Source organism: Bradyrhizobium sp. BRP22 (assembly GCF_020194175.1).
Taxonomy (GTDB): domain Bacteria; phylum Pseudomonadota; class Alphaproteobacteria; order Rhizobiales; family Xanthobacteraceae; genus Bradyrhizobium.
The window spans coordinates 1-18,477 of the sequence record NZ_JADYVX010000028.1; the positions used below are offsets into that span (position 1 = coordinate 1).

Below are 18,477 nucleotides of genomic sequence, written 5' to 3' on the forward strand. Positions count from 1 at the left end.
CTCCCACCCCGACGTCTCCAGCCTCGACGACACCGTGCGCAGATCGGTCCATGCCATGCTGGCCTTCGTGCTTGTCATCGTAGGCCAGTTACCGCGCCCGAGGGGCTTCACGTCTCCATCTTTCGCGGCGACGGCATCCCTTATGTATTGAGGCCCGACGCGGGGCCTTGAGCGCGGCGGCGCGTGGCAGGAGCCGCCTTCTCGATCAGGCGGAGCTGCCTCCGTGCGGGAATCCGCGCAAGCTGCCGTTACGAAGACGACGGACTGTCCGCACCCGCCCCGGCTCACGGTCCGCGCGCGATCGGAAGTGCGTGCATGCCACTTGTCATGCAAATACTAATTGAGTCACACTCCCCTTTTGAGGAGGTGATTTAGTGGACGCATTCGTATTCCTGAAGGGATTGCCTGCCGTCCTCGGCCGCCGGCTTCTTCGTCTACCTCTGGGCGGGTCAGTACCGCATCGGCGGCGATCTGATGAAGGGCGTGATCGAGAAGCTACGGGCCGCGCCCAACGTCGAGTCAAGGACTACGCGTCCCTCACACCGGCACGCATCGGGCAATTGATCGAGCGCGACGCGACGGTGCGCAGCGCGGTGAACGATCAGGACGTCCGGCTCATCCGTCTCATCGTCATCCTGCATAACGCGGTGACGGTCATCGTTCTCCTCGTTTGTGCGGCCCTCGTCGGCCTGGGCATATGGCTCATCGCCCGACCCGAGCCCCTATCGATCGTGCCGAGGCCTCCTACCGCCGCCCGAGGCTGGACCGATCTGGCCTTGACGGATCTTGATGCGGTCAAGATCGAGTGGGACGCCAAGGGTGCGACCGAAAGCGTCAGCGTCTTCCTCGAAAACGTGGATACCAGCAGTCGGACCGCCAAGAAGGCGGTATTGGCCGATGTTCGAAGCGTCACTTTCAGCGCCGACGAACTCCACGACGTTGCGAACAACCGGAAATATCGAGGAAAGAATCGCGTGCGGACCGTTGTCGAGTGGAGCGGTCAGGCCGTGCGATCCGACGTCGCCGAAATCTTCGTCGGCATAAAATACAGACTGATGATCGGAGGAACTCTGATCACGCCTCAGGGCAGCCGCTCGATCAACACTCTGGTGGCTACCATCGACGACAGCACCGAGCAGATGCCGCGGGACTACTGCTTTGCCGTCGACTTCGCCGGCTGGAGCCGGTCGGGCTCGGCGCTGGTCGCTCCGCTGAAGTCGTGCAACTCCAAGTCGGAGGTCGCCTCGCCGTTCCTTCAACAGGTCGAATGGAACCGCCAACCCGGCCTCGTCCTGAACGAGCCGCTGCCGGACCGCCCTATTGCCCGACTATGTATTGCGGCCCCGCAGCGTCCCGACAACGATTGCTGATGGTCGCTACCCCGCAGCCTTCCTCTTTTGGAGATAGCTCATGATTCAAGTCGATCGCGAAAACCTCAAGAAATGGGCATTGGCCATCGTTACCGAGGTCGAACCTGGCGACGCGTTCCTCGTGGAGGACGGATTCGACGCTCTGGTGGAGGAGTGGCATCGAGCGGACGCGCAGGACGAGGGACGCTTCATCGGTGGTCCGGAAATCGCGACGTTCGCGGCGATGGTCGCTCCTTTCCTTCTGGCGTTCTTCGGGGACGTAGCCAAGGACGTGGTCAAGGACAGGGCGAAGTCGGCGGTCGGCTCGCTCCTCGATCGGCTTCTCGATCGTCGCGCCACAAAAGACGATGTGGAAACGCTCCGCAAGGACATCACCGCCGCGATCAACAAGAGCCGCTTCTCATCCGCCGAAAAGGCGAAACTGGAAGCCGGCTTCGCGAAACTGTTCGCCAAGGTCGGGCCGAAGAAATGAAAGCCGTGCATCCGGCGCGATTGCTGTCTCGCTTCGGCATTTCGGACCGGGCCGCCCGCCGTGGCGATCGCCATCACCATCGGCATGCAATACCTCTTCCTCGCGAAGTTGTGGGAGGGCTATCCTATACGATGGATGGGGGACCTCATCCATCGCAACGTCGTGCTGTCCATGATCGGCCTCACCGTCGCCGGCGCGATCGCGATCGCGGCCGCATCGCTGAGGCGATGGCGTCGCGGGGAAAGTGCGGCTGCGAAGCTCGAGCGACCGGCCACGAATCCCTCCTTCGACGAAATCCGTTCGGCATTGCTTGGCATCGCAGGCCGCTCGACGCTGCCCACGCCGCCGGCCCTGCTCTACACGCCGAAGAATGCAGACGCGTTGGAAGCGAGGGAGCGCGGCAAGCCGACCGGCGATGTCGTCGTCGTCGGCCTCGACCAAGAGCACGCCAGCGCGATCGACCGAACACCTTCGAAGCGATGCTGGGGCACGAGGTCTCTCACCTGGAGCTCGCCGAGACGCGGCTCGAAATCCGCGCCCGGCGCGCCATCGTGCTGCACTTTCGGCTCTTGGCGTGGAGCATCGCGATATTCTGCCTCGTCCTAGGCTTCATAGACCGTCGGGGCATCGGCAGCCGACCCGCCTACGGAGGGTTCGTCCCGGCCTTCGATGGCACGATCTACGCGGGGCTCTCCTCGCAATTCGCGGTACTGGTCCTCTCCTCCGCCATCGTGTTCGTCTATTCGTATTTCTTCGTGGTGCGACGCGAACACATACACGACTTCCGCGGCTCCCAGCTTGCGGGCACAGATGCGCTGGCCGATGTCTTCGCCGACCGACGGCCGGCGAGATTCCCGCCATTCGATGGCGTGGCCGACTTCTTCACGCTGCATCCGAACCCGTCGGCCCGAGCGCGAGTGATCCGGAGCCGTGATCTGATTCTGCTTTCGGCGGTCCTGTATCCGCTGGTCGTCTCGGGCTTGCAGCCGCTGACATTGCTGCTCGCGGCCGGTTGGCGGGACTTCTTCGGCATATCGAGAGAGGTCTGGAACTTCGGGTTGACCTTCACTTCCGGACTTTTTCTGTATGCGGTCTTGCGGGCCGACCTCGCAAGGCTGGGACTGGGTCTGCTTCTGGACGCGAGGCGATACGCCCTGCTCGTCCCGCTCTACGCGCTGGTCGCAGGTCTAGCGACGCAAGTTCCGCGCATCGCGCTGGAGATCCTGTTCGGCATCCGCCGCGAGTTCTCGTTCGGCCAGATCGCAGAACGGATCTGGACCGGGACGCTGTCGGGGGGCGGCCGGATCGCGCTCATGACGGCGGCGATATTGGCTCTGCTCGCCTGGCTCAACGCGATCCGGATCGCCGCAGTCGGAGAAGAGAACGCCGGCAGGTGGAGCGGCGCCGACGTTTCGATCTCGGCCGTTCTGGTCGTCGGCGCGTTCACGATCGCGAGCCTCTCGACCCCTTCGTTCATGATGGACGTGCTGATCTTGTGCCTCCCCGTCGTTTTCATCTACGCGACGTGGTTCGCCCTCGCCTGCCGATGTCGGGAGTGCGGCCGCCGGCGCCTTTCCGCGCTTCGGGCGTCGACCCGTTGCGGTTGCGGCCACGACCAATTGGCGCTGCCGAAACGCTGGACGCGGCAGCCGTTCGAAATCCAGATCCCAAGGCCGAACTAGATCGTCCTCACTCGAGCGAGGTGGGTCGAAACTGGTCGGCCTCGGTGAAACTGAATGCGCTCTCTTCGAGGGCCACGCCGAATTGCCACGCGATCTTCTGCGGGAGTGCCTTACGCCAGTACAAGCTCTGCTCATGAAGGGAATACGAATCCCCTTCCAAATGCTTCTTCGAACAGCCGCCCCAACAGATCGGCAGGAACGAGCAACGGCTGCAGTTCGGCTGGAGCGTCGGGTCGAAGGCGGTCCACCAGTCCGCATCGCGGCCGGGCGTCATCTTGTCGTCCGCGCCGCGCAGCGCGACGGGACGGTTCTTCTCGCCGACCTGGAGCCCGCACCGGTAGTGGTGTCCGTCCGCGCCGACGACGATGGAGTCGTCGGCGAGCGCCGCGCATACAGAGGTCCTAGGCAACGGATAGAGCGAACGGGTCGTCGTCTCGTCCAGCGTCGCCTCATCCGGAACCAAGTGGCGAGCCCTCTCGCGCAGTCTCTCGAACTCCTCCTCGGGGAGCTTGGTGTGGCTCAGAAAGCCGGCGCGTTCGGAAAAGTCGGATATTCGGGCGAGTTGGAAGATGCACGGAAACGGGCGATCGAACCAACCACGATCTCGGCAAAAGCCGATGAATCCCTCCAGATCGCCCTGGTTTCCGTGGTCAGCGTTGAACCTCAGGTCAACCCGTACGACGTCGAGCAATCCATCGACGACGGCGACCGCCTGTTCGAACGAGGAAGTGGCCGGATCGGGCGCCCTGCCCTTTCGATATCGCCGTCGCTTGTCGTGATTTGCCTTGAGCCCGTCGAAGGAGATTTGCGCCTGCCGGATGCGGTGCCGCCGAACGAAGCCTGCGACATCATCGGGCCAACAGGTCCCGTTCGAGATCACGGACGCGGAATAGCTGACGGCTATCTCCTCGCAAAGCGCCTGAAGCGCCATGGAGGCCACGTCGATGAAATCGATGTTGAGAAGAGGCTCGCCCCCGTACCAGTCGACGTGGAGGCTGTCTTTTCTCGACGCCGCCAGACGCTCCCGCGTCCAACCGACGATCGCAGGCACGTCGCCTTCGTCGAGGGCTTCGCGGGATCTCGCCTCATAGCAGTAGTAGCATCCGAGGTTGCAGTCCTGCGTCGTCGTCAAAGTGAGAACCATCGGGGTCCGGCCGCGCGCCGACCTGTAACGATCTCGGATCATGCCGAGCTCGTCGAAGGTCTGTTCGATCAGAAAACCGCCGCGACGGAGAGTCGCGACCAGCGTTCGCGGGATGCCTCCCACTGGAACGCCGCGCGGCGGACCGCAAAGCAGGCGTGCAAGATCGACTGCGTCGTTGCCCGCAACCCGGATGGAAGCGCCGCTGCACGCGTTGTAGAGCACGCTGTCCTTGCCGATCGGAACGCAGAAATTGTACCGTGATGATCGGAAGCGGGGCCACGCCGTCACTTGTCGATGTCGATGATGGCGAGATACATGTTGGTGCCGTAGCCGCAAAGGCGGGCTCCGACGCGGCCCGCCTTCTTGAGGTCCGGCGTGATGGTCTCGACTTGGACCACATGGAGCTTGCCGGGACGGACCTTCAACTTCACGTCCTTGTCGTCGGATACGATCAGACTCACTTTCGGCTTTTTGGCCGGTGCGCGCGCCATAGATACCTCCCGCCGTGTATGGACAACCTATGGTGGCACATAAAAAACGATCGTCAAGTCCTGTCTCGCGCGCCTACGACTCCGGCTCCGCGGACGGCACATGTGGGGTGCGGGAGCGGCGGACCGAAGGAAGGGCAATGAGCCAACGGGATCTGAACAGGCTCGATCGCGCGGCTGGGGGCTTGGCGGACCGGCTGCGCGCGCTGCGCATCCGGTCGCTCAAGGGTATCGACCTTCGCCGCGGAGGAGCACTACAACGGAGGATGGTCCACCGAAGTCGCGAAATGGTCGGGGCATGGAGTGTCGATCGCGGTCTCCTTGGACCGATATTCCCGCGCACGGAAGCGGTCATTCTGGGTGGGATTCTGGTCGCGAGAACTCGTGCCCGTGCGGCGGCTGCTCGTCGGCCTGCCGCTCGAGTGGCGACCGCGACACCGGAGACTGTCGAGGAAGGACGCAATTCCGCTGACGGATCGCAACGGAAAGAAGATCTGGGTTTTGGCGCAGCCGTTGCCGGACGCGCACTTCGGCCAGCCGATCGCCGAGGACTACGGAAGTGAGTTCAGGTACTTCGGAATGTACGACCGGTCGGACGAACTCGACCTGGATCGAACGATCGGGTTTGTCGAAAGCGTGATCATCGCGGAGGAAACGAGCGCCGACGATGAGACCACCGACATCAGGCACATAGAGCGTCGAACAGACCTCGATGGGACGGAGAAGGAGACGCTCATTCAAGCCCGCCGGGGGCAAGGCAGATTCCGCAAGCAGCTAGAAAAACTATGGGGATGCTGTCCGATCTCCGGCCACGACCGACGGGAACTCCTCCGGGCATCGCACATCCTGCCGTGGCGGTCCGCTGACGACGCGCAACGTCTGGACCGGTACAACGGCATTCTGCTGTCGGCCAACCTGGATGCGCTGTTCGATAAGCACCTGATCACGTTTGCGGAGGACGGCAGGCTCATGGTCTCCGACGAGCTGAGCGCGGAAGAACTCTGCGAGTTGGGACTGACGAAGCCAGTCACCGTCGATTTTTCGGCGGCCCACAAGGCTTATTTGAGATACCACCGATCCCGCTTCGAGAAGAGGCGCGCTCGTCGGCGAGGGGGCCGCAGCGACGGCGGTTGACGGGAAACCAGTGCCGCGACGGTGGCGGTCGTCCCCCTCCTCCTGCTTCTTCGCCGCGCTCCACAGGCCGCTTACGGAAAGAGAGCGGCGGCGATGAGACTTGAAACGCGTGCGCAAAGCAACAACTATAGGACGTAGGAAGAAGGTCTCGATTGCATTTTCCGAGAACGATACCTAACACGCTGCGCTTGGCGGCCGGCTGCCCTACGTTGCTCGCAGCACCGAATATTTCGATTTCAGTACCTTTATCACACCCGAGATTGCTGATGTGGCCTGGTAACGAGACCGAACGGGACTTCCTGAACTTCTCCGGCGTCGCCGAGACCGTGGCCGAGATCATAGTCCAGGCCAAGGGCCGCCCGATCTCGATCGACGTGTCCGGAGCCTGGGGCATCGGCAAGTCTTCGATGATCAAGCTCACCCGCTCCGCCATCGCCGCCAGGGAGGACGAGAGCGGGAAGAAGGCCTCCGACAAGTACGTCTTCGTCGAGTTCAACGCCTGGCTCTACCAGGGGTACGACGATGCGCGCGCCGCTTTGATGGACGTGATCGCTGACAAGCTCGCGAAGGAAGCGGACAGCCGACAGACGGCCGTCGACAAGGTCGCGTCCCTCGCCAGGCGTGTGAAATGGCTCCGGGCGGCGAAGCTCGCAGCGACCTCGGCCGCCTCGATCTACTTCGGGGTACCCCCGGTCGGGGCTGTCGGCGAGATCTTCGAGCTCGGCAGGAAGGTCTGGACCGAAGGCATCGGAAAGGAAACTGGTGACGCCGCCAAGAAGGCCGCGACGGACGCGGCGCGGGAGGGCGGCGAATTGCTGAAACCGAAGGAGGAAACGTCCCTCCAAAGGAGATTCAGGCGCTGCGCGACGCGTTCGAGCAGGCTCTCGAGGAGCTCGGGATCACGTTGGTCGTGTTGATCGACGATCTCGACCGGTGCCTGCCGGAGACCACGATCTCGACGCTGGAAGCGATCCGCCTGTTTCTCTTCCTCAAGAACACCGCCTTCGTGATCGCCGCCGACAACGACATGATCAAGCACGCCGTGCGGAAGCACTTCGTCGGCGTCAGCGACGACCTGTTAGTCACCAACTACTTCGACAAGCTCATCCAGGTCCCTATCCGGGTGCCGCGGCTCGGCACCCAGGAGGTCCGCGCCTACATGATGCTGCTGTTCGTGGACAACAGCGAGTTGTCCGACGACGACAAGGAGAAGATCCGTGCCGCCATGATCGGCCAGCTCAAGCGGACGTGGCAGGGAAAGAAGGTGGACCGGGCCTTCGTCCAGTCGCTCGGCGTGAAGCTGCCAGAGCATCTCGTCGGCCAGTTCGACACGGCCGAAAGGCTCGCCTCGCTCATGACGACTGCGTCGGGGATTCTAGGGAATCCGCGGCTGATCAAGCGCTTCTTGAACGCGCTCTCGATCCGCATGACAATCTCGAAAGCGCAGGGCGTCGGCGTCGACGAGGCGGTGCTCGCCAAACTGTTGCTGTTCGAGCGCATCGGCGACACCGCAGCCTATGCCGAACTGGTCAAGCACGTTAGCGCCTCGGGCGAGGGGAAGCCCGCGTTTCTCAAGGAATGGGAAGACGCCGCGACAGCCGGCCGCGATCTCGATCTGAAGGCGCCGTGGAACGCTCCCTTCGTGAAGGAATGGCTGGCGCTCTCGCCGCCCCTTCACGACCACGACCTGCGCGGCGCGCTCTACGTTGGCCGCGAGCAGGCGCCGCTGATCACGCCCGAAGACCGCCTGTCCTCGGAGGCGGCCGAGTTGCTCTCCGCGCTGCTCGAGCACCCCGACTTGGCCCCCCAGCTCAAGGACAGGTTGACCCGGGTCTCGCGGATCGAGATCACGGTGTTAATGGATCGCTTGCTCGAGCGCGCCAGAAAGGACCAGGACTGGGGCGTCCCGCCGATCCTCAACGCCTGCATCGTTCTCGCCGATGCCGACCCGCCGCAGGGAGCCCGCCTCGCCGCGTTTCTCGCGGACCGCCCCCCGCAGCAGATTCAACCGAACATAGTTCCGAAGATCAGCGACCGCCGATGGTCGGGAAGCGTTCTCGATGCTTGGAATTCGTCGCCTGACGTTTCGCGCCCGGTGAAGACGGCGATCAGAAAGACGAGAGAGCATGGGAACGTCGCAGTCCAGTGACGGCCCCGGTCCCGGCGTACCCTTAGTCCCGCCTTGGACGCCGGCCGCACCGCAGGATCCCGTACCTCCCGCGCCCTTGCCCGGATCTCCGGACGTCCCGCCGGGCGTTCCTCCGGCCGATGACGTCCTGCCCCCGCCTCCCGCAGCGCCGCCGCCCGGCCTGCAGCCGGCGCCGCTGGCACCCGAACGACGATTCGGCGGCGTTCGCTCGAGCCTGGGCAACTTCGCGCGATCCGGAGATGGCCGTGACCTCAGGCGCGGACTCGGACACTACGTCCGGAATGGCTACGGGGGGGCGAATTTCGCGACACAGCGGTTCGGCGGCACCGCCCAGACGGCGGGATCGCTCGGCCATGCCCTCTATTCCACCGCGCGGGGCGATGCGGACGCTCCCGTCGATGCGGCCGCGCTCGCCGGCCGCTCCACCGAGGAGATCGCGAGCGCGATCATCGAAGCGGTTAGACCCATCGACGGGACTCAGGATGCGGAAGCCGAACGCGCGTCGATCCACGACGCGATGTCCGAATTGTTGACCGAATACCCAGACGCCGATCTCCTCGATCTGTCCGCCCCCGAACGCGAGTTCGTCATCGAGAAATTCACGGCGATCGACGTGGCGCGACGCTTCGAGCTGGATGTCGGCAAGACGTTGCTCGAGAGGGCGCCGACCGCGACCGTCGCGTTGGCTCGACTGAAACAAATGCGGTCGTACATCGCCGAGACTGTGGCCGCCTCCTTCCGCAAGCTCAGGGAACAGGGACGCACGCTAACGGCCGGACGCGTCGCGCGCGTCGTCCAGGCCTCGCTGCGCGAGACGTTCGAGGTCTTCGAGGGGTACGAAGAGTGAAATTGCTTTGCGCACCGGCCGAGGTCCGTCGGCTGAAGGAAAGAGCCACGCTGAGGGTTGTTCTCTACGGCCAGGCGGGGGCTGATGATCGGGGCAGCGCCGGTGCCGCCGTGCGCAATGAGATTCGCAGGGCGCGTCTGGCCCCGAACCGCAGGGCTTGGGATCTGCTATCCATTGCGATGTCCGTCATGGCGGCCGATGCGGCGGGGCGACGAAGCCTAAGTCCGGACGGCTGGACACGCGAGTTCGAAATGGAAGTCGCGGTCGCCGAACCGGCGTTCTGGAACGGGTCGGCGGACCTCCTCGCCGACGCGCTGACGTTTCTCACGACCGACCGTTGGCAATTCCGTTTCATCGCCGGCGGTGCGGCGCCGCCGCCGCCAGCGGAGTTATTTCGGCCGCCCGAAGGAAGCGTCGTACTCCTGTCGGGCGGGCTCGACAGTTTGAGCGGCGCCCTCGACCTTGCAGCGTCCGGACAGCGCCCCGTCGCGATCAGCAAGACGGTCCGGGGCGATGCGGAAAAGCAGATCGGGTTCGCTTCGTCGATCGGCGCTTTCGGCGTCCTCGTCGCCACGGCGCTCAAGCCATACCGTTCCGGCGGCAGCTTGCCGCTCTACGCCTGCGAAAACGGCTTCATCGCTATCAACCCACCGCTGACGGGGAGCCGCATCGGCAGTTTGAGCACCCGTACGGCGCATCCCTATTTCCTGGCAAGGTTCCAGGACGTTTTAGACGCCGCGGACCTGGGCGTGAGCATCCGCACTCCCTATGCCGCCACGACCAAGGGCGAGATGCTGAAAGAGTGCGCCGACCAGGACCTGCTGCGCGCGCTGGCGGCGCGCGCGACGAGTTGCGGCCGCTTTCAGCGCTACAACTACCGCCATTGCGGACGATGCGTCCCCTGTCAGGTCCGCAGAGCGGCCTTCCTCGCCTGGGGCGAAGACGATCCGACCGCTTACGTCTACGAACATCTCGGTCGCGACGACCCGGATCACGCCAGCTTCGACGACGTCCGCTCGGTCAGCATGGCGCTGGCAGCCGCGAAGGGCGCGGGGTTCGACGATTGGCTTGGCGGAGCTCTTTCTTGGCCGGGGATCCAAGAGCGCGACGCGCTGAAGGATATGCTACGCCGGGGACTTGGCGAACTCGGCGCCTTGCATGCGAAATACGGTGTCAAGTGATCGACCTTCACGCCCATCTCGACCTCTATCCCGATCCGGTCGCGACGACGAATGAGTGCATCGAGCGCAACCTGTTCGTCTTGTCGGTGACGACGACGCCCTCGGCCTGGTCGGGAACGGCCGCCTTGGCAAGGGACGCAGCGCGTATCCGTACGGCGATCGGGCTGCATCCTCAAATCGCGCACGAACGCCGGGGCGAACTCGGGCTCTTCGAGGAACTGCTCCCGCGATCACGGTACGTCGGCGAGATCGGACTGGACGGCGGCCCCGAGCTCAAGGCCACGTGGGACGTCCAGCGCGGCGTTTTCGCAGAGATCCTGCGCATGTGTCGCGTCACTGGCGGCCGCGTCATGACGATCCACAGCCGACGCGCGGCCACGCCCGTTCTCGACGCCCTCGCTTCTGAGACCGACGCCGGCGTGGCTGTCCTTCACTGGTTCTCCGGATCCCGACGCGAGCTTCAACGCGCGATCGATCAGGAATGCTGGTTCAGCGTGGGCCCTGCGATGCTGGCCGGTGAGAGAGGACGCGCGATGACCGCGCTGATGCCGCGCGAACGAATACTTACGGAATCGGACGGGCCATTTGCCCAGATCGACGGCCGCCCCCTCTTCCCGTGGGACGCCGCGGCCGCTGAGAGAACGCTTGCCACCCTCTGGGGCGTCGGGGAGGAAGAGGTACGGGACCAATTGGTGGCGAACCTGAAACGACTGACGATCCAGATCGCCTCGAAATAATCTGGCACAGCAAGGACACGAGGCTGCTGCGCGGCCTATCGATCGCACGCCGCGGAGGCTGGCCGGTGCGAGTGGGAGCCACATCTACTATCGCTCGCCGAACTGCCCGATCCATCCGCTAGGGCTAGGCGAAGCGTCGCCAGCGCTGATTGTGTGCCTTGCTTTTGACCTGCCGGCGGCTTTTATCTCTCGTCCAAATTTATTGTAGCGTATGGTTTCAGCAGCCTACCAGGGTTCGCAATGCAGGTTCAAAAATGAATAAGGGGCCCACTCCGACATCCCTCGCCCGGCGGCATAGCTACGAGATAAACTTCTCGCTCACCAATCCGACCGTCCATGGGGCGCGGCATGTGGCTGATGGGCAGGGCCGCTTTATCGGTACACCATATGACAGCAGCGACCTGGAAGCGGCTTGTCTGACCCTTGCTGGCGCCGTTCCGACCGATCCGCTCCGCGACGAGGACGCCGACCGTTTGCGGCGGTTCATCGGCCGGGCCGAGAAATTGCTCGACAAAAAGATGGCGCGTCCGGGCTTCCTGTTTCCGTCTCTGAGGATGACAGAGGGCGCTGTCAACGCGGCGGAGATCAAAGAGCAGATCGGAGAAGAGTGGGATGCCGTCGCTCTCCGCCTCCGGCCGTTCATCAATCAGGAGCTCCAGGGGGAGAACATCATCAATATCGTCACGAGGGCGTGGCGCCAACACCCCGAAGTGCGGGCGATCAAGCAAACCTTGCGGCGCTACTACCTGCTCGAGGCGGCCGCCCGGTACAGGGATCTCTATCTCTATCGTCGCGGTGACGTCTTCATTATTGCTTCCGCCTTCAAGGACGGCGCCTTCGAGGCCTCCGGCGCGAGAGGCAGTTTGGTTCAGACCCACTTCTTCTTCAGGGGGGCCGAAGAGGACACAAGGGAGGACCGCCGCCGGCTCGAGGAATTCATTAACGACCCCAACGGCAAGGTTTTTCACGGCGGGGGCCCGTTTGTCTACGGCGCCTGCAGGGTGATGAACGACAAGTTTTGCGACGAGTGGCTGCAGAAGATCGAGTACCACGATATCGCCACGGAAAAGGACTTCTTCGCCACGTACACTGACGTCGAGTTCGCGGAGTGGTTCGTTCGATATCAATTGGCCTACGGCCTAATGGACAGGATCCTGGTGCTGAGTTGGCTTTCTGACCTCGGTCGGAAATTGGTCACGTCCTAGACGGCAGATGCGCCGCCGGCATGTCGCCTTCCGTCTGCTTCATCTCGAGCCGCTGTGTGGCCACAAGTAGCAGAGGCTGCTTCGGCCGATATTGGGCGCGGGGGAGCCTCGCAGATTGTCAGTTCGCGCATGGTCCAGACTGCAGGATGCTCATACAGTGACTATAAGCGTGCTCACCAGGCAATTATCGGTCCTGAAATAGGATAACAGGGTCAACCCCAAGCGCTTCTGAAATTTGCTCGAGAGCGTCAACGGTCGGCGAATTTTCCTCGCGCTCGATCATTCCAATGTAGTTGCGATTCAAGCCGGCGCGATCGGCCAGTTCCTCTTGGGAAAGGCCGCTCTTTCGTCGTTGACGCCGTAGATTTTGGGCTACCACCCGCCGCAACTTCATGCGGCAAGACGGCCTCAAACGTCACTTGATCTCCACCTAGTATACTAGGTATTGTTCGTACCTCGTTAGGAAGTTTTAGATGACCAATGCACGAACCCCGTTGCCTAAACCGTTCGTCGAGCAGGTCTCCTTCACCGGCGGGCGGCTCCTCCGCATTGGTTATCGGGCTGACGGGGTTGAGTCCAACTTGGCAAGCGTCGAACTTCCCGTTGAAGTGCTCGAACAGGAAATAGCGGGAGGGCTAGAGCTGGTCACCACGATTAGTCCATCCGGCGAAATAGTGTCTCAAATCTTCGGGTCATCCGGATTGGTTTTGGAGCGACCCCGCTCGATCGTCTCGATCGATCGCTTGGTTTCACAGACCGTCGACAAGGATAGTCTTCGCCTAGAGGAACTACCGGCAAGCGAACTGAATAGGCTCTTGAGATCGCTGGAGGCATCCATCGACCATGTAAGGACTGCACTCGCCCAGAGGACATAGCTCCCGGTCAATCGGAATCCTATTAATCACTAGATGTTGATTTTGTACCATCGACCTTCTTCTTTTCTTTCTTGAAGGCTACATCGCCGTCGAGAAATGCCTCAAGCATGAACGGAATCAATTCAGCCACCTCTTCCTTGTTGCCGTAGGTCTCTGCATAAAAAGCAGCATACTCGCGCAGCCGCTGTACCAAGCTTGGCGTAAGCACAACGTTCATCTTCACGGGAGTCCGATCAGGCAGCTTTGCAAGCTTCATCCTTCACCTCCGCTTCGCGGCTATCTGAACTTCTTGGTACGGCTTCAGCACCAGATCCTTCGAAACAATCACCCGCAATGGCCAACCCGGTCGCACCGTGATCGTCGGCTGCACGTCGAGTTCTCGCTCCACCAAGCGCTGCCCCGCTCGATTGGTCGTTTGCTGCGTGCTTTCCCGCAGCGCCTTCACGAGATCACTCTCGTCGTTGCCGATCGATAGCTGTGTCCCAACCCCGATCAACGTTGCCAAAGCCACGCCCTTGAGCAACTGCCAGGTATGGAAGTCCACCTCATCCTCGAGACCGGCGTAGCCCGCGACATCGGTCGCCGGAAGGTTCTCGATCACGATCGAATTGCCGTTCGGTAAAATTAGCCGTGTCCAGATGACCAGCGCCCGCTTCTGGCCGAATGCGACCACGCTATCGTACTTACCCACGATCCTTGTCCCCTGCGGGATCAAGAGATGCTCACCCGTTACCGTATCGTAGACGTTCTCGGTGACCTGACCGATGGTGGCCCCAGGCAAGTCCGAATTCAGGCCCGTAACGAGGCTCGCCGGGATGATCGATCCCGCCATCACCGCATAGGTGGATGGTGCTGGTTTGAGCGCATGGGGATTGGTGGTTTCCGTGTCGGCTTTCGCGCCCACGAAGGCCAGCTTTCGCGCCTGCGACGAGGGAATGATTTCGCTGGAGCGATCGATCATCGCCTGCGCCGTTTTTGCAAGTTCCGCAGCAGATGGACCTGTATCGGGCGTTGGAGGCCGGAATTCAGATCGAGAAGCGGCCGCCGGCGCCTCCGTCGTACTTGCTTGCTTGCGCTTGTCCTGCTTTTCCGACAGGCGGACGAACAAGCCCGACTCCTTTGCCTGCTGAGCGACTCGCGTCTGGCGGATCCGCTCAGCCCGTTCGGCGTCTTCCTCCGGATTGGTTCGGAAGCCGGCGTCCGGAGCGACGCCAGCCTTCTTCTCATTTTCGGCGAAAGCCCGGCCAATGTCTCCAGGCGACGGCGGCCCGAGCCGCGGCGTCGACGGTGGCAACTCCTCGTAGGACTTTGGCAGCTTGCTCAGGCCCTCAGCCGTCTGCTTGCGGTCGGTATTGTACAGCTCCGTTCGCTCAGACTGCTTGAAGGAGCTCGGCTTGAGCGCAATAAGTATCGCTCCGCCTACGAACAGCGCCGCGATCGCGCAGCCGATCATAAGAGCGCGCTTGTTGAGGCGCCGAACGGCTCGCGGCCGAGCCCGCAGTTCCAGCGGCTCCGGATCCTGATCCAAGCTCCTCATGAGGCGCTCCCGGTGCTGAAGGCTTGCGACACGGGCCGCGCATCAATGCGGATGATCCGGACGATGCGCTGCGGATCTTCGCCAAGACGAAGCTCAGCGGCGCCGAACATCCGATCGACGATGTAGTAGGAACCGCGGACCCGGTAGTTGACGAGGTTGGGCCGGCCATCGGATCCGGCGACGAACAAAGGCGGCGCTTCGCCTTGCGAAAGGCCGGACGGCATCTGGATATAGACCTTGCGGCCGTCGTCGAAGGCGCGCACCGGCCGCCACGGCGGATCGTCGCCTTCGATGCGGTAGCGGAAATTCAGGCTGTCGAGCCGCACCCCGCGATCGGCGATCCTCTCTTCGGCCTGCTGGGCGGCGGCGTTCTGCTTGTGAAGAGCGACGAGCGTATCAGTCGGATACGTCCATGAGATGGACGCCATGTAGGTCTGCTTGGTCGAGACGAGCTCGAGGTGATAGGCGCGCCGGTCCGTCAGCACCACGAGGTTGGTCTGAATGTCCCAAAGCGTAGGCTTGACCAGGATATGCACGCGCCGCGAGCTCCCCTGCCCGCTCGATGTATCGCCGACGACCCAGCGAACCGTATCGCCCGTGGAAACGTCGATCAGTTCCTCGCCCGGCTGGAGCGCGATGGTCGAGACTTTCTCCGGGCTTGCATAAAGCCGGTACAGCGCTCCTTCTGTCCAGGGATAAACTTGGATGGCGTTGATATACCCGGCGCGTGTGGGCTCCATCCGCGCGGCCTTGTTCGCTTTCGCGATCGCCTGCTCCGGCGGCAGTTTCTCTTCCTTGGCGGCCTTCGTCGGAAACGGCTTCAGCTGGCCAGGCAACGGCAGGACCTTGGGTGTTTCGACGACTTGCACCGGCGCCGGCGGGTCGCTCTCTGGAAGGGCCTTCTCAAATGTCATCTCATCATAGGGCGCTTCGAGATTGAGCTTGGTGGCGCATCCGGCGAGCCCAAGCGACAAGGCAAGGACGCTGGCCGACGCGAGCTTGGTGAGGGCTTTGGAATTCATTTGGCGTCTCCGATGAGGTCGCGCGACCAGTTGAGGGAATGGACGTAGAGGCCCAGGGGGTTCTTCCGCAGCGTTTCGGCATCTGCGGGCGGCTTGAGAACGGTGGTGACGAGACCTGTGAAGCGCTCGGTCTTCGCAATCGCGCCGTTCTCGTAGGTGTTCTCCTTCCAGCGGATTTCGAAACTGTCGCCGGACGCACGCACCACGGACGTGACTTCGGCCGTCACTGTTTTGGAGCCGATCTTCGAGAACGGATCGGCGTCGCGCGCATAGTCGTTCAACGCTTGCGCGCCGCGGTCGGTGACGAAGTCGTAGGCGCGCAGCCAGTTCGCCCGGACGATGATCGGATCGATCGACAGCGAGCGGACGTTCTCGACGAACCGCGCGAGAAAATGTACGATCTGCGCGTCTGACGGCTGGTAGGCCTCGAGCGCGGGCCCGACTGCGCGGACTTCGCCGAGACGATCGACCTCGACCACGTAGGGAACGACGCCCGAGCGGGCAACTTGCGTAAAGATCGTCAATCCAAGGACACCGGACAGGCCGATAGCCGCCAGCGCTGCGAGCCGCCAGTTGCTGGCCTGAACACGGGCGGACCCGAGCCGCTCGTCCCAGACCTGGGCCGCCTTCTGGTACGGCGTGACTGGCTCTGGCGTCTTGCCATAGCGAACCGACACGCGCTGAAAGGGGTGACTTGCCATTTCCTACTCCTCCCCCAGCTTCGGACCCGAAGAATGCCCACCCTTGTCGCCCTCCTTCAGGGTGTGAGCAGCGACCTGAGCCGCTTCCCTTGCGTGTCCGCGTCCTGACGAGGCGGCCCCACGACCCGCGCCTGAAGCAGCCGCTCCGTTCGTTGCGCTGCCAGTGCTCGCGCTTGAGAGCCGCTCCACCGTTGCGGCTCGGGCTGACGTGCCCGCAGCCGAAGATCCTCCCGTGAGCGATGCTGCAGATCGGACCGCAGTCATTGATCCGCTTGCCGCAACGCGAAGACCACCCGCGGCCACCGCTCCGCCGCCGATCACGACAGCTGCCGCACCCGCTACTGTTCCTGCTGCCGCGCCGGCGCCAAGCTGAGGCGCGCCGGAGACCAATCCCGCTGCGATTCCTGGGCCGAAGATGCCGAGGCCAAACAGCGAAAGGGCCGCCAGCAACAAGCTCATTGCCGACACGATGTCGACCGGCCGCGTCAACGTGCTGGCGAGCTGGCCGAAGATGGTCGAGCCGATGCCGATGATGATCGCGAGCACCATCACCTTCACCCCCGAAGCGACCACGTTGCCGAGGGTCTTTTCCGCCAGGAACGCGGTCTTTCCCCACAAGGCGAACGGCACCAGGATGAAGCTTGCAAGTGTCGTCAGCTTGAATTCGATCAGCGTGACGAAGAGCTGCACCGAGAGGACGAAGAACGCGAGTACGATCAGGATCCAGCAAAACAGCAGGATGAGGATTGTCGGCAGGTTGGTCAGGACATCAAAGCCTGAGAATTGGCCGGTCTCCTCCAGGAGAGGATGAGCGGCCGTAAACCCGGCAGAGGCGACAAAGCCCGGCCGCGCCAGGTCGGCGGCGCTTAAGCTCCCGCCGGATGCCTTCAGACCGATGCTGGAGAATGACGCGAAGACGACGTCGGCGAGGCTCTTGAAGTTGCCGATGATGAATGCGAAGGCGCCGACGTAAAGCACCTTCTTGGCAAGCGTGACCATGATGTGGTCGTCCGCGCGCATGCTCCAGGCAAGCCCGGCGAGCGTCAGGTCGATGCCGATCAATGTTGAACTCAGGAATGAGACATCGCCGGACAGAAGACCAAATCCAGAGTCGATGTAGCGCGAGAAGGTCTCGGTGAACCGGTCAATGACGGAGAGATCAGCCATGGCGCCCTCACCTACTTGCCGGCGGTGTAGGCATGGCCATCGCCTATGAAGCGATTGAATCGCTCCTTCGCGGCGGCTGACGACGCCTGCTGTTCGGCGGCGCGCAACGTCTCAGCGCGCGCCTGCGTTGCCATGAGCGCCTGGGTCTGCAACGACTGCTTGATCTGAAGGCCGAGCAGCTCGTTGCCGGACTGTTGGGCCTGTAGTGAGCCAACCGCAGCGGACGAATTTGCCATGAGCGTTCGAAGCGTCTGGCCGTCCTGGTCCAAAGAACTGACGATAGCCGACTGGACGGTGAGCGACTGCTTCAGACCATCGTAGCTATTGTCCCATCGCGACGTCGCATCCAAGACTAGCTTGTCAGACGAAACGGCTGCCGCATATTGGCGAGGATAAAGCCGTTCAAAATCCTGCTGGGTCTTCTGAACATCAAACGAGAGGTTCTTCGCCTGAGCAATCAGGCCGTTCATCTGAGCGATCGTCGATGTGAGCTGGCCAGCCACGCTTGTAGGCAGGCTCGCGAGATGTTTGGATTGATTCAGCAGCGACTGTGCCTGGTTTTCGAGGCTCCTGATCTGGTTGTTGATCTGCTCCAGCGCGCGCGCGGCAGTCAGAAGATTCTGACCGTAATTCGTGGGATCGAAAACGATATCGAACGCGCCGAGCCGCCGCGACCCATTCACCGCGATTACGAATGATAGTAGCGTCATCAGAATAACTCTTGAGGTTGTGCCCATGAACATGCGACCTGTACTTTCGAGCATGG

At 62.7% G+C, this 18,477-nt stretch carries 21 protein-coding genes; 12 read left to right on the forward strand and 9 right to left on the reverse strand.

Translation table 11 applies throughout. The features are described 5' to 3' along the window. The first annotated feature begins 374 nt into the window (after window positions 1–374). Genes I6F35_RS28040 through I6F35_RS28055 form a run of 4 tightly spaced genes read left to right on the forward strand, consistent with a single transcriptional unit; the run spans window position 375 to window position 3,524 of the window. Entirely contained in the window at window positions 375–1,370 is a 996-nt protein-coding gene (locus I6F35_RS28040; protein WP_225120901.1) for a hypothetical protein, read from the forward strand. Window positions 1,371–1,410: 40 nt separating this feature from the next. Further along, a complete protein-coding gene (locus I6F35_RS28045; protein WP_225120902.1) occupies window positions 1,411–1,842 on the forward strand; it encodes a hypothetical protein in 432 nt (143 codons plus the stop codon). A 60-nt stretch (window positions 1,843–1,902) separates the two neighbouring features. Next, window positions 1,903–2,448 (forward strand): hypothetical protein, encoded by a 546-nt coding sequence (locus I6F35_RS28050; protein WP_225120903.1) that lies wholly within the window; start codon window positions 1,903–1,905, stop codon window positions 2,446–2,448. After that, a complete protein-coding gene (locus tag I6F35_RS28055) occupies window positions 2,394–3,524 on the forward strand; it encodes a hypothetical protein (protein WP_225120904.1) in 1,131 nt (376 codons plus the stop codon). Before I6F35_RS28050 ends, I6F35_RS28055 begins: the two co-directional genes overlap by 55 nt. 7 nt (window positions 3,525–3,531) lie before the next feature. Here I6F35_RS28055 and I6F35_RS28060 read toward each other — a convergent pair whose 3' ends face one another. Further along, window positions 3,532–4,890 carry a radical SAM protein gene (locus tag I6F35_RS28060; RefSeq protein WP_225120905.1) on the reverse strand — a complete coding sequence of 453 codons (1,359 nt, stop codon included), beginning with the start codon at window positions 4,888–4,890 and terminating at the stop codon, window positions 3,532–3,534. Between the two features lie 62 nt (window positions 4,891–4,952). After that, window positions 4,953–5,159, reverse strand: coding sequence for a hypothetical protein (locus I6F35_RS28065; protein WP_225120906.1), 207 nt, complete (start codon window positions 5,157–5,159; stop codon window positions 4,953–4,955). A 387-nt stretch (window positions 5,160–5,546) separates the two neighbouring features. Here I6F35_RS28065 and I6F35_RS28070 point away from each other — a divergent pair, with 387 nt between their 5' ends. The 7 genes from I6F35_RS28070 to I6F35_RS28095 all read left to right on the forward strand — a co-directional run bounded on the left by I6F35_RS28070 (window position 5,547) and on the right by I6F35_RS28095 (window position 12,409). Beyond that, window positions 5,547–6,290: an HNH endonuclease gene (locus I6F35_RS28070; RefSeq protein WP_225120907.1), complete on the forward strand. Its 744-nt coding sequence runs from the start codon at window positions 5,547–5,549 to the stop codon at window positions 6,288–6,290. Between the two features lie 266 nt (window positions 6,291–6,556). Next, window positions 6,557–7,207 (forward strand): P-loop NTPase fold protein, encoded by a 651-nt coding sequence (locus I6F35_RS40280; protein WP_275945504.1) that lies wholly within the window; start codon window positions 6,557–6,559, stop codon window positions 7,205–7,207. Beyond that, on the forward strand, window positions 7,150–8,439 hold the full coding sequence (locus I6F35_RS28075; protein ID WP_275945508.1) for a P-loop NTPase fold protein: 1,290 nt from the start codon (window positions 7,150–7,152) through the stop codon (window positions 8,437–8,439). The genes I6F35_RS40280 and I6F35_RS28075 overlap by 58 nt, the downstream gene beginning before the upstream one ends. After that, the gene (gene qatB, locus I6F35_RS28080; RefSeq protein WP_225120908.1) at window positions 8,417–9,286 is read left to right on the forward strand and encodes a Qat anti-phage system associated protein QatB; all 870 of its coding nucleotides are present in this window, start codon (window positions 8,417–8,419) and stop codon (window positions 9,284–9,286) included. The genes I6F35_RS28075 and qatB overlap by 23 nt, the downstream gene beginning before the upstream one ends. Further along, window positions 9,283–10,467, forward strand: coding sequence for a 7-cyano-7-deazaguanine synthase (locus tag I6F35_RS28085; RefSeq protein ID WP_225120909.1), 1,185 nt, complete (start codon window positions 9,283–9,285; stop codon window positions 10,465–10,467). Before qatB ends, I6F35_RS28085 begins: the two co-directional genes overlap by 4 nt. After that, the gene (qatD, locus tag I6F35_RS28090; protein ID WP_225120910.1) at window positions 10,464–11,204 is read left to right on the forward strand and encodes a Qat anti-phage system TatD family nuclease QatD; all 741 of its coding nucleotides are present in this window, start codon (window positions 10,464–10,466) and stop codon (window positions 11,202–11,204) included. The genes I6F35_RS28085 and qatD overlap by 4 nt, the downstream gene beginning before the upstream one ends. Before the next feature lie 254 nt (window positions 11,205–11,458). Further along, window positions 11,459–12,409: a hypothetical protein gene (locus I6F35_RS28095; protein ID WP_225120911.1), complete on the forward strand. Its 951-nt coding sequence runs from the start codon at window positions 11,459–11,461 to the stop codon at window positions 12,407–12,409. 184 nt (window positions 12,410–12,593) lie between these two features. On the opposite strand, the gene I6F35_RS28100 is transcribed toward I6F35_RS28095, so the two are convergent. After that, complete coding sequence (locus I6F35_RS28100) at window positions 12,594–12,803, reverse strand: helix-turn-helix transcriptional regulator (protein ID WP_225120912.1); 210 nt, start codon at window positions 12,801–12,803, stop codon at window positions 12,594–12,596. 79 nt (window positions 12,804–12,882) lie between these two features. Between I6F35_RS28100 and I6F35_RS28105 the strand changes: the two genes are divergently transcribed. Next, window positions 12,883–13,284, forward strand: a complete 402-nt coding sequence (locus tag I6F35_RS28105) for a hypothetical protein (protein WP_225120913.1) — start codon at window positions 12,883–12,885, stop codon at window positions 13,282–13,284. Window positions 13,285–13,306: 22 nt separating this feature from the next. Here the strand turns inward: I6F35_RS28105 and I6F35_RS28110 are convergent, their stop codons facing one another. The 6 genes from I6F35_RS28110 to trbJ are packed head-to-tail and all read right to left on the reverse strand — an operon-like array spanning window position 13,307 to window position 18,475. Then, the gene (locus tag I6F35_RS28110) at window positions 13,307–13,540 is read right to left on the reverse strand and encodes a DUF2274 domain-containing protein (protein WP_225120914.1); all 234 of its coding nucleotides are present in this window, start codon (window positions 13,538–13,540) and stop codon (window positions 13,307–13,309) included. Window positions 13,541–13,543: 3 nt separating this feature from the next. Next, window positions 13,544–14,821: a TrbI/VirB10 family protein gene (locus I6F35_RS28115; RefSeq protein ID WP_225120915.1), complete on the reverse strand. Its 1,278-nt coding sequence runs from the start codon at window positions 14,819–14,821 to the stop codon at window positions 13,544–13,546. Next, window positions 14,818–15,843: a P-type conjugative transfer protein TrbG gene (gene trbG / locus I6F35_RS28120; protein ID WP_225120916.1), complete on the reverse strand. Its 1,026-nt coding sequence runs from the start codon at window positions 15,841–15,843 to the stop codon at window positions 14,818–14,820. Before trbG ends, I6F35_RS28115 begins: the two co-directional genes overlap by 4 nt. Beyond that, entirely contained in the window at window positions 15,840–16,544 is a 705-nt protein-coding gene (trbF, locus tag I6F35_RS28125) for a conjugal transfer protein TrbF (protein ID WP_225120917.1), read from the reverse strand. The genes trbG and trbF overlap by 4 nt, the downstream gene beginning before the upstream one ends. Window positions 16,545–16,547: 3 nt before the next feature. After that, a complete protein-coding gene (gene trbL, locus I6F35_RS28130) occupies window positions 16,548–17,711 on the reverse strand; it encodes a P-type conjugative transfer protein TrbL (protein WP_225120918.1) in 1,164 nt (387 codons plus the stop codon). An 11-nt stretch (window positions 17,712–17,722) separates the two neighbouring features. Next, the gene (gene trbJ, locus I6F35_RS28135; RefSeq protein WP_225120919.1) at window positions 17,723–18,475 is read right to left on the reverse strand and encodes a P-type conjugative transfer protein TrbJ; all 753 of its coding nucleotides are present in this window, start codon (window positions 18,473–18,475) and stop codon (window positions 17,723–17,725) included. Between the last annotated feature and the right edge of the window lie 2 nt (window positions 18,476–18,477).

What these genes read in the sequence shown, in the direction of transcription:
- I6F35_RS28045 (WP_225120902.1), top strand. Translation starts at nt 1,411, where the DNA reads ATGATTCAAGTCGATCGCGAAAACCTCAAGAAATGGGCATTGGCCATC.
- I6F35_RS28065 (WP_225120906.1), bottom strand. Translation starts at nt 5,159, where the DNA reads ATGGCGCGCGCACCGGCCAAAAAGCCGAAAGTGAGTCTGATCGTATCC.
- I6F35_RS40280 (WP_275945504.1), top strand. Translation starts at nt 6,557, where the DNA reads ATGTGGCCTGGTAACGAGACCGAACGGGACTTCCTGAACTTCTCCGGC.
- qatB (WP_225120908.1), top strand. Translation starts at nt 8,417, where the DNA reads ATGGGAACGTCGCAGTCCAGTGACGGCCCCGGTCCCGGCGTACCCTTA.
- I6F35_RS28095 (WP_225120911.1), top strand. Translation starts at nt 11,459, where the DNA reads ATGAATAAGGGGCCCACTCCGACATCCCTCGCCCGGCGGCATAGCTAC.
- I6F35_RS28100 (WP_225120912.1), bottom strand. Translation starts at nt 12,803, where the DNA reads ATGAAGTTGCGGCGGGTGGTAGCCCAAAATCTACGGCGTCAACGACGA.
- I6F35_RS28105 (WP_225120913.1), top strand. Translation starts at nt 12,883, where the DNA reads ATGACCAATGCACGAACCCCGTTGCCTAAACCGTTCGTCGAGCAGGTC.
- I6F35_RS28110 (WP_225120914.1), bottom strand. Translation starts at nt 13,540, where the DNA reads ATGAAGCTTGCAAAGCTGCCTGATCGGACTCCCGTGAAGATGAACGTT.
- I6F35_RS28115 (WP_225120915.1), bottom strand. Translation starts at nt 14,821, where the DNA reads ATGAGGAGCTTGGATCAGGATCCGGAGCCGCTGGAACTGCGGGCTCGG.
- trbG (WP_225120916.1), bottom strand. Translation starts at nt 15,843, where the DNA reads ATGAATTCCAAAGCCCTCACCAAGCTCGCGTCGGCCAGCGTCCTTGCC.
- trbF (WP_225120917.1), bottom strand. Translation starts at nt 16,544, where the DNA reads ATGGCAAGTCACCCCTTTCAGCGCGTGTCGGTTCGCTATGGCAAGACG.
- trbL (WP_225120918.1), bottom strand. Translation starts at nt 17,711, where the DNA reads ATGGCTGATCTCTCCGTCATTGACCGGTTCACCGAGACCTTCTCGCGC.
- trbJ (WP_225120919.1), bottom strand. Translation starts at nt 18,475, where the DNA reads ATGCTCGAAAGTACAGGTCGCATGTTCATGGGCACAACCTCAAGAGTT.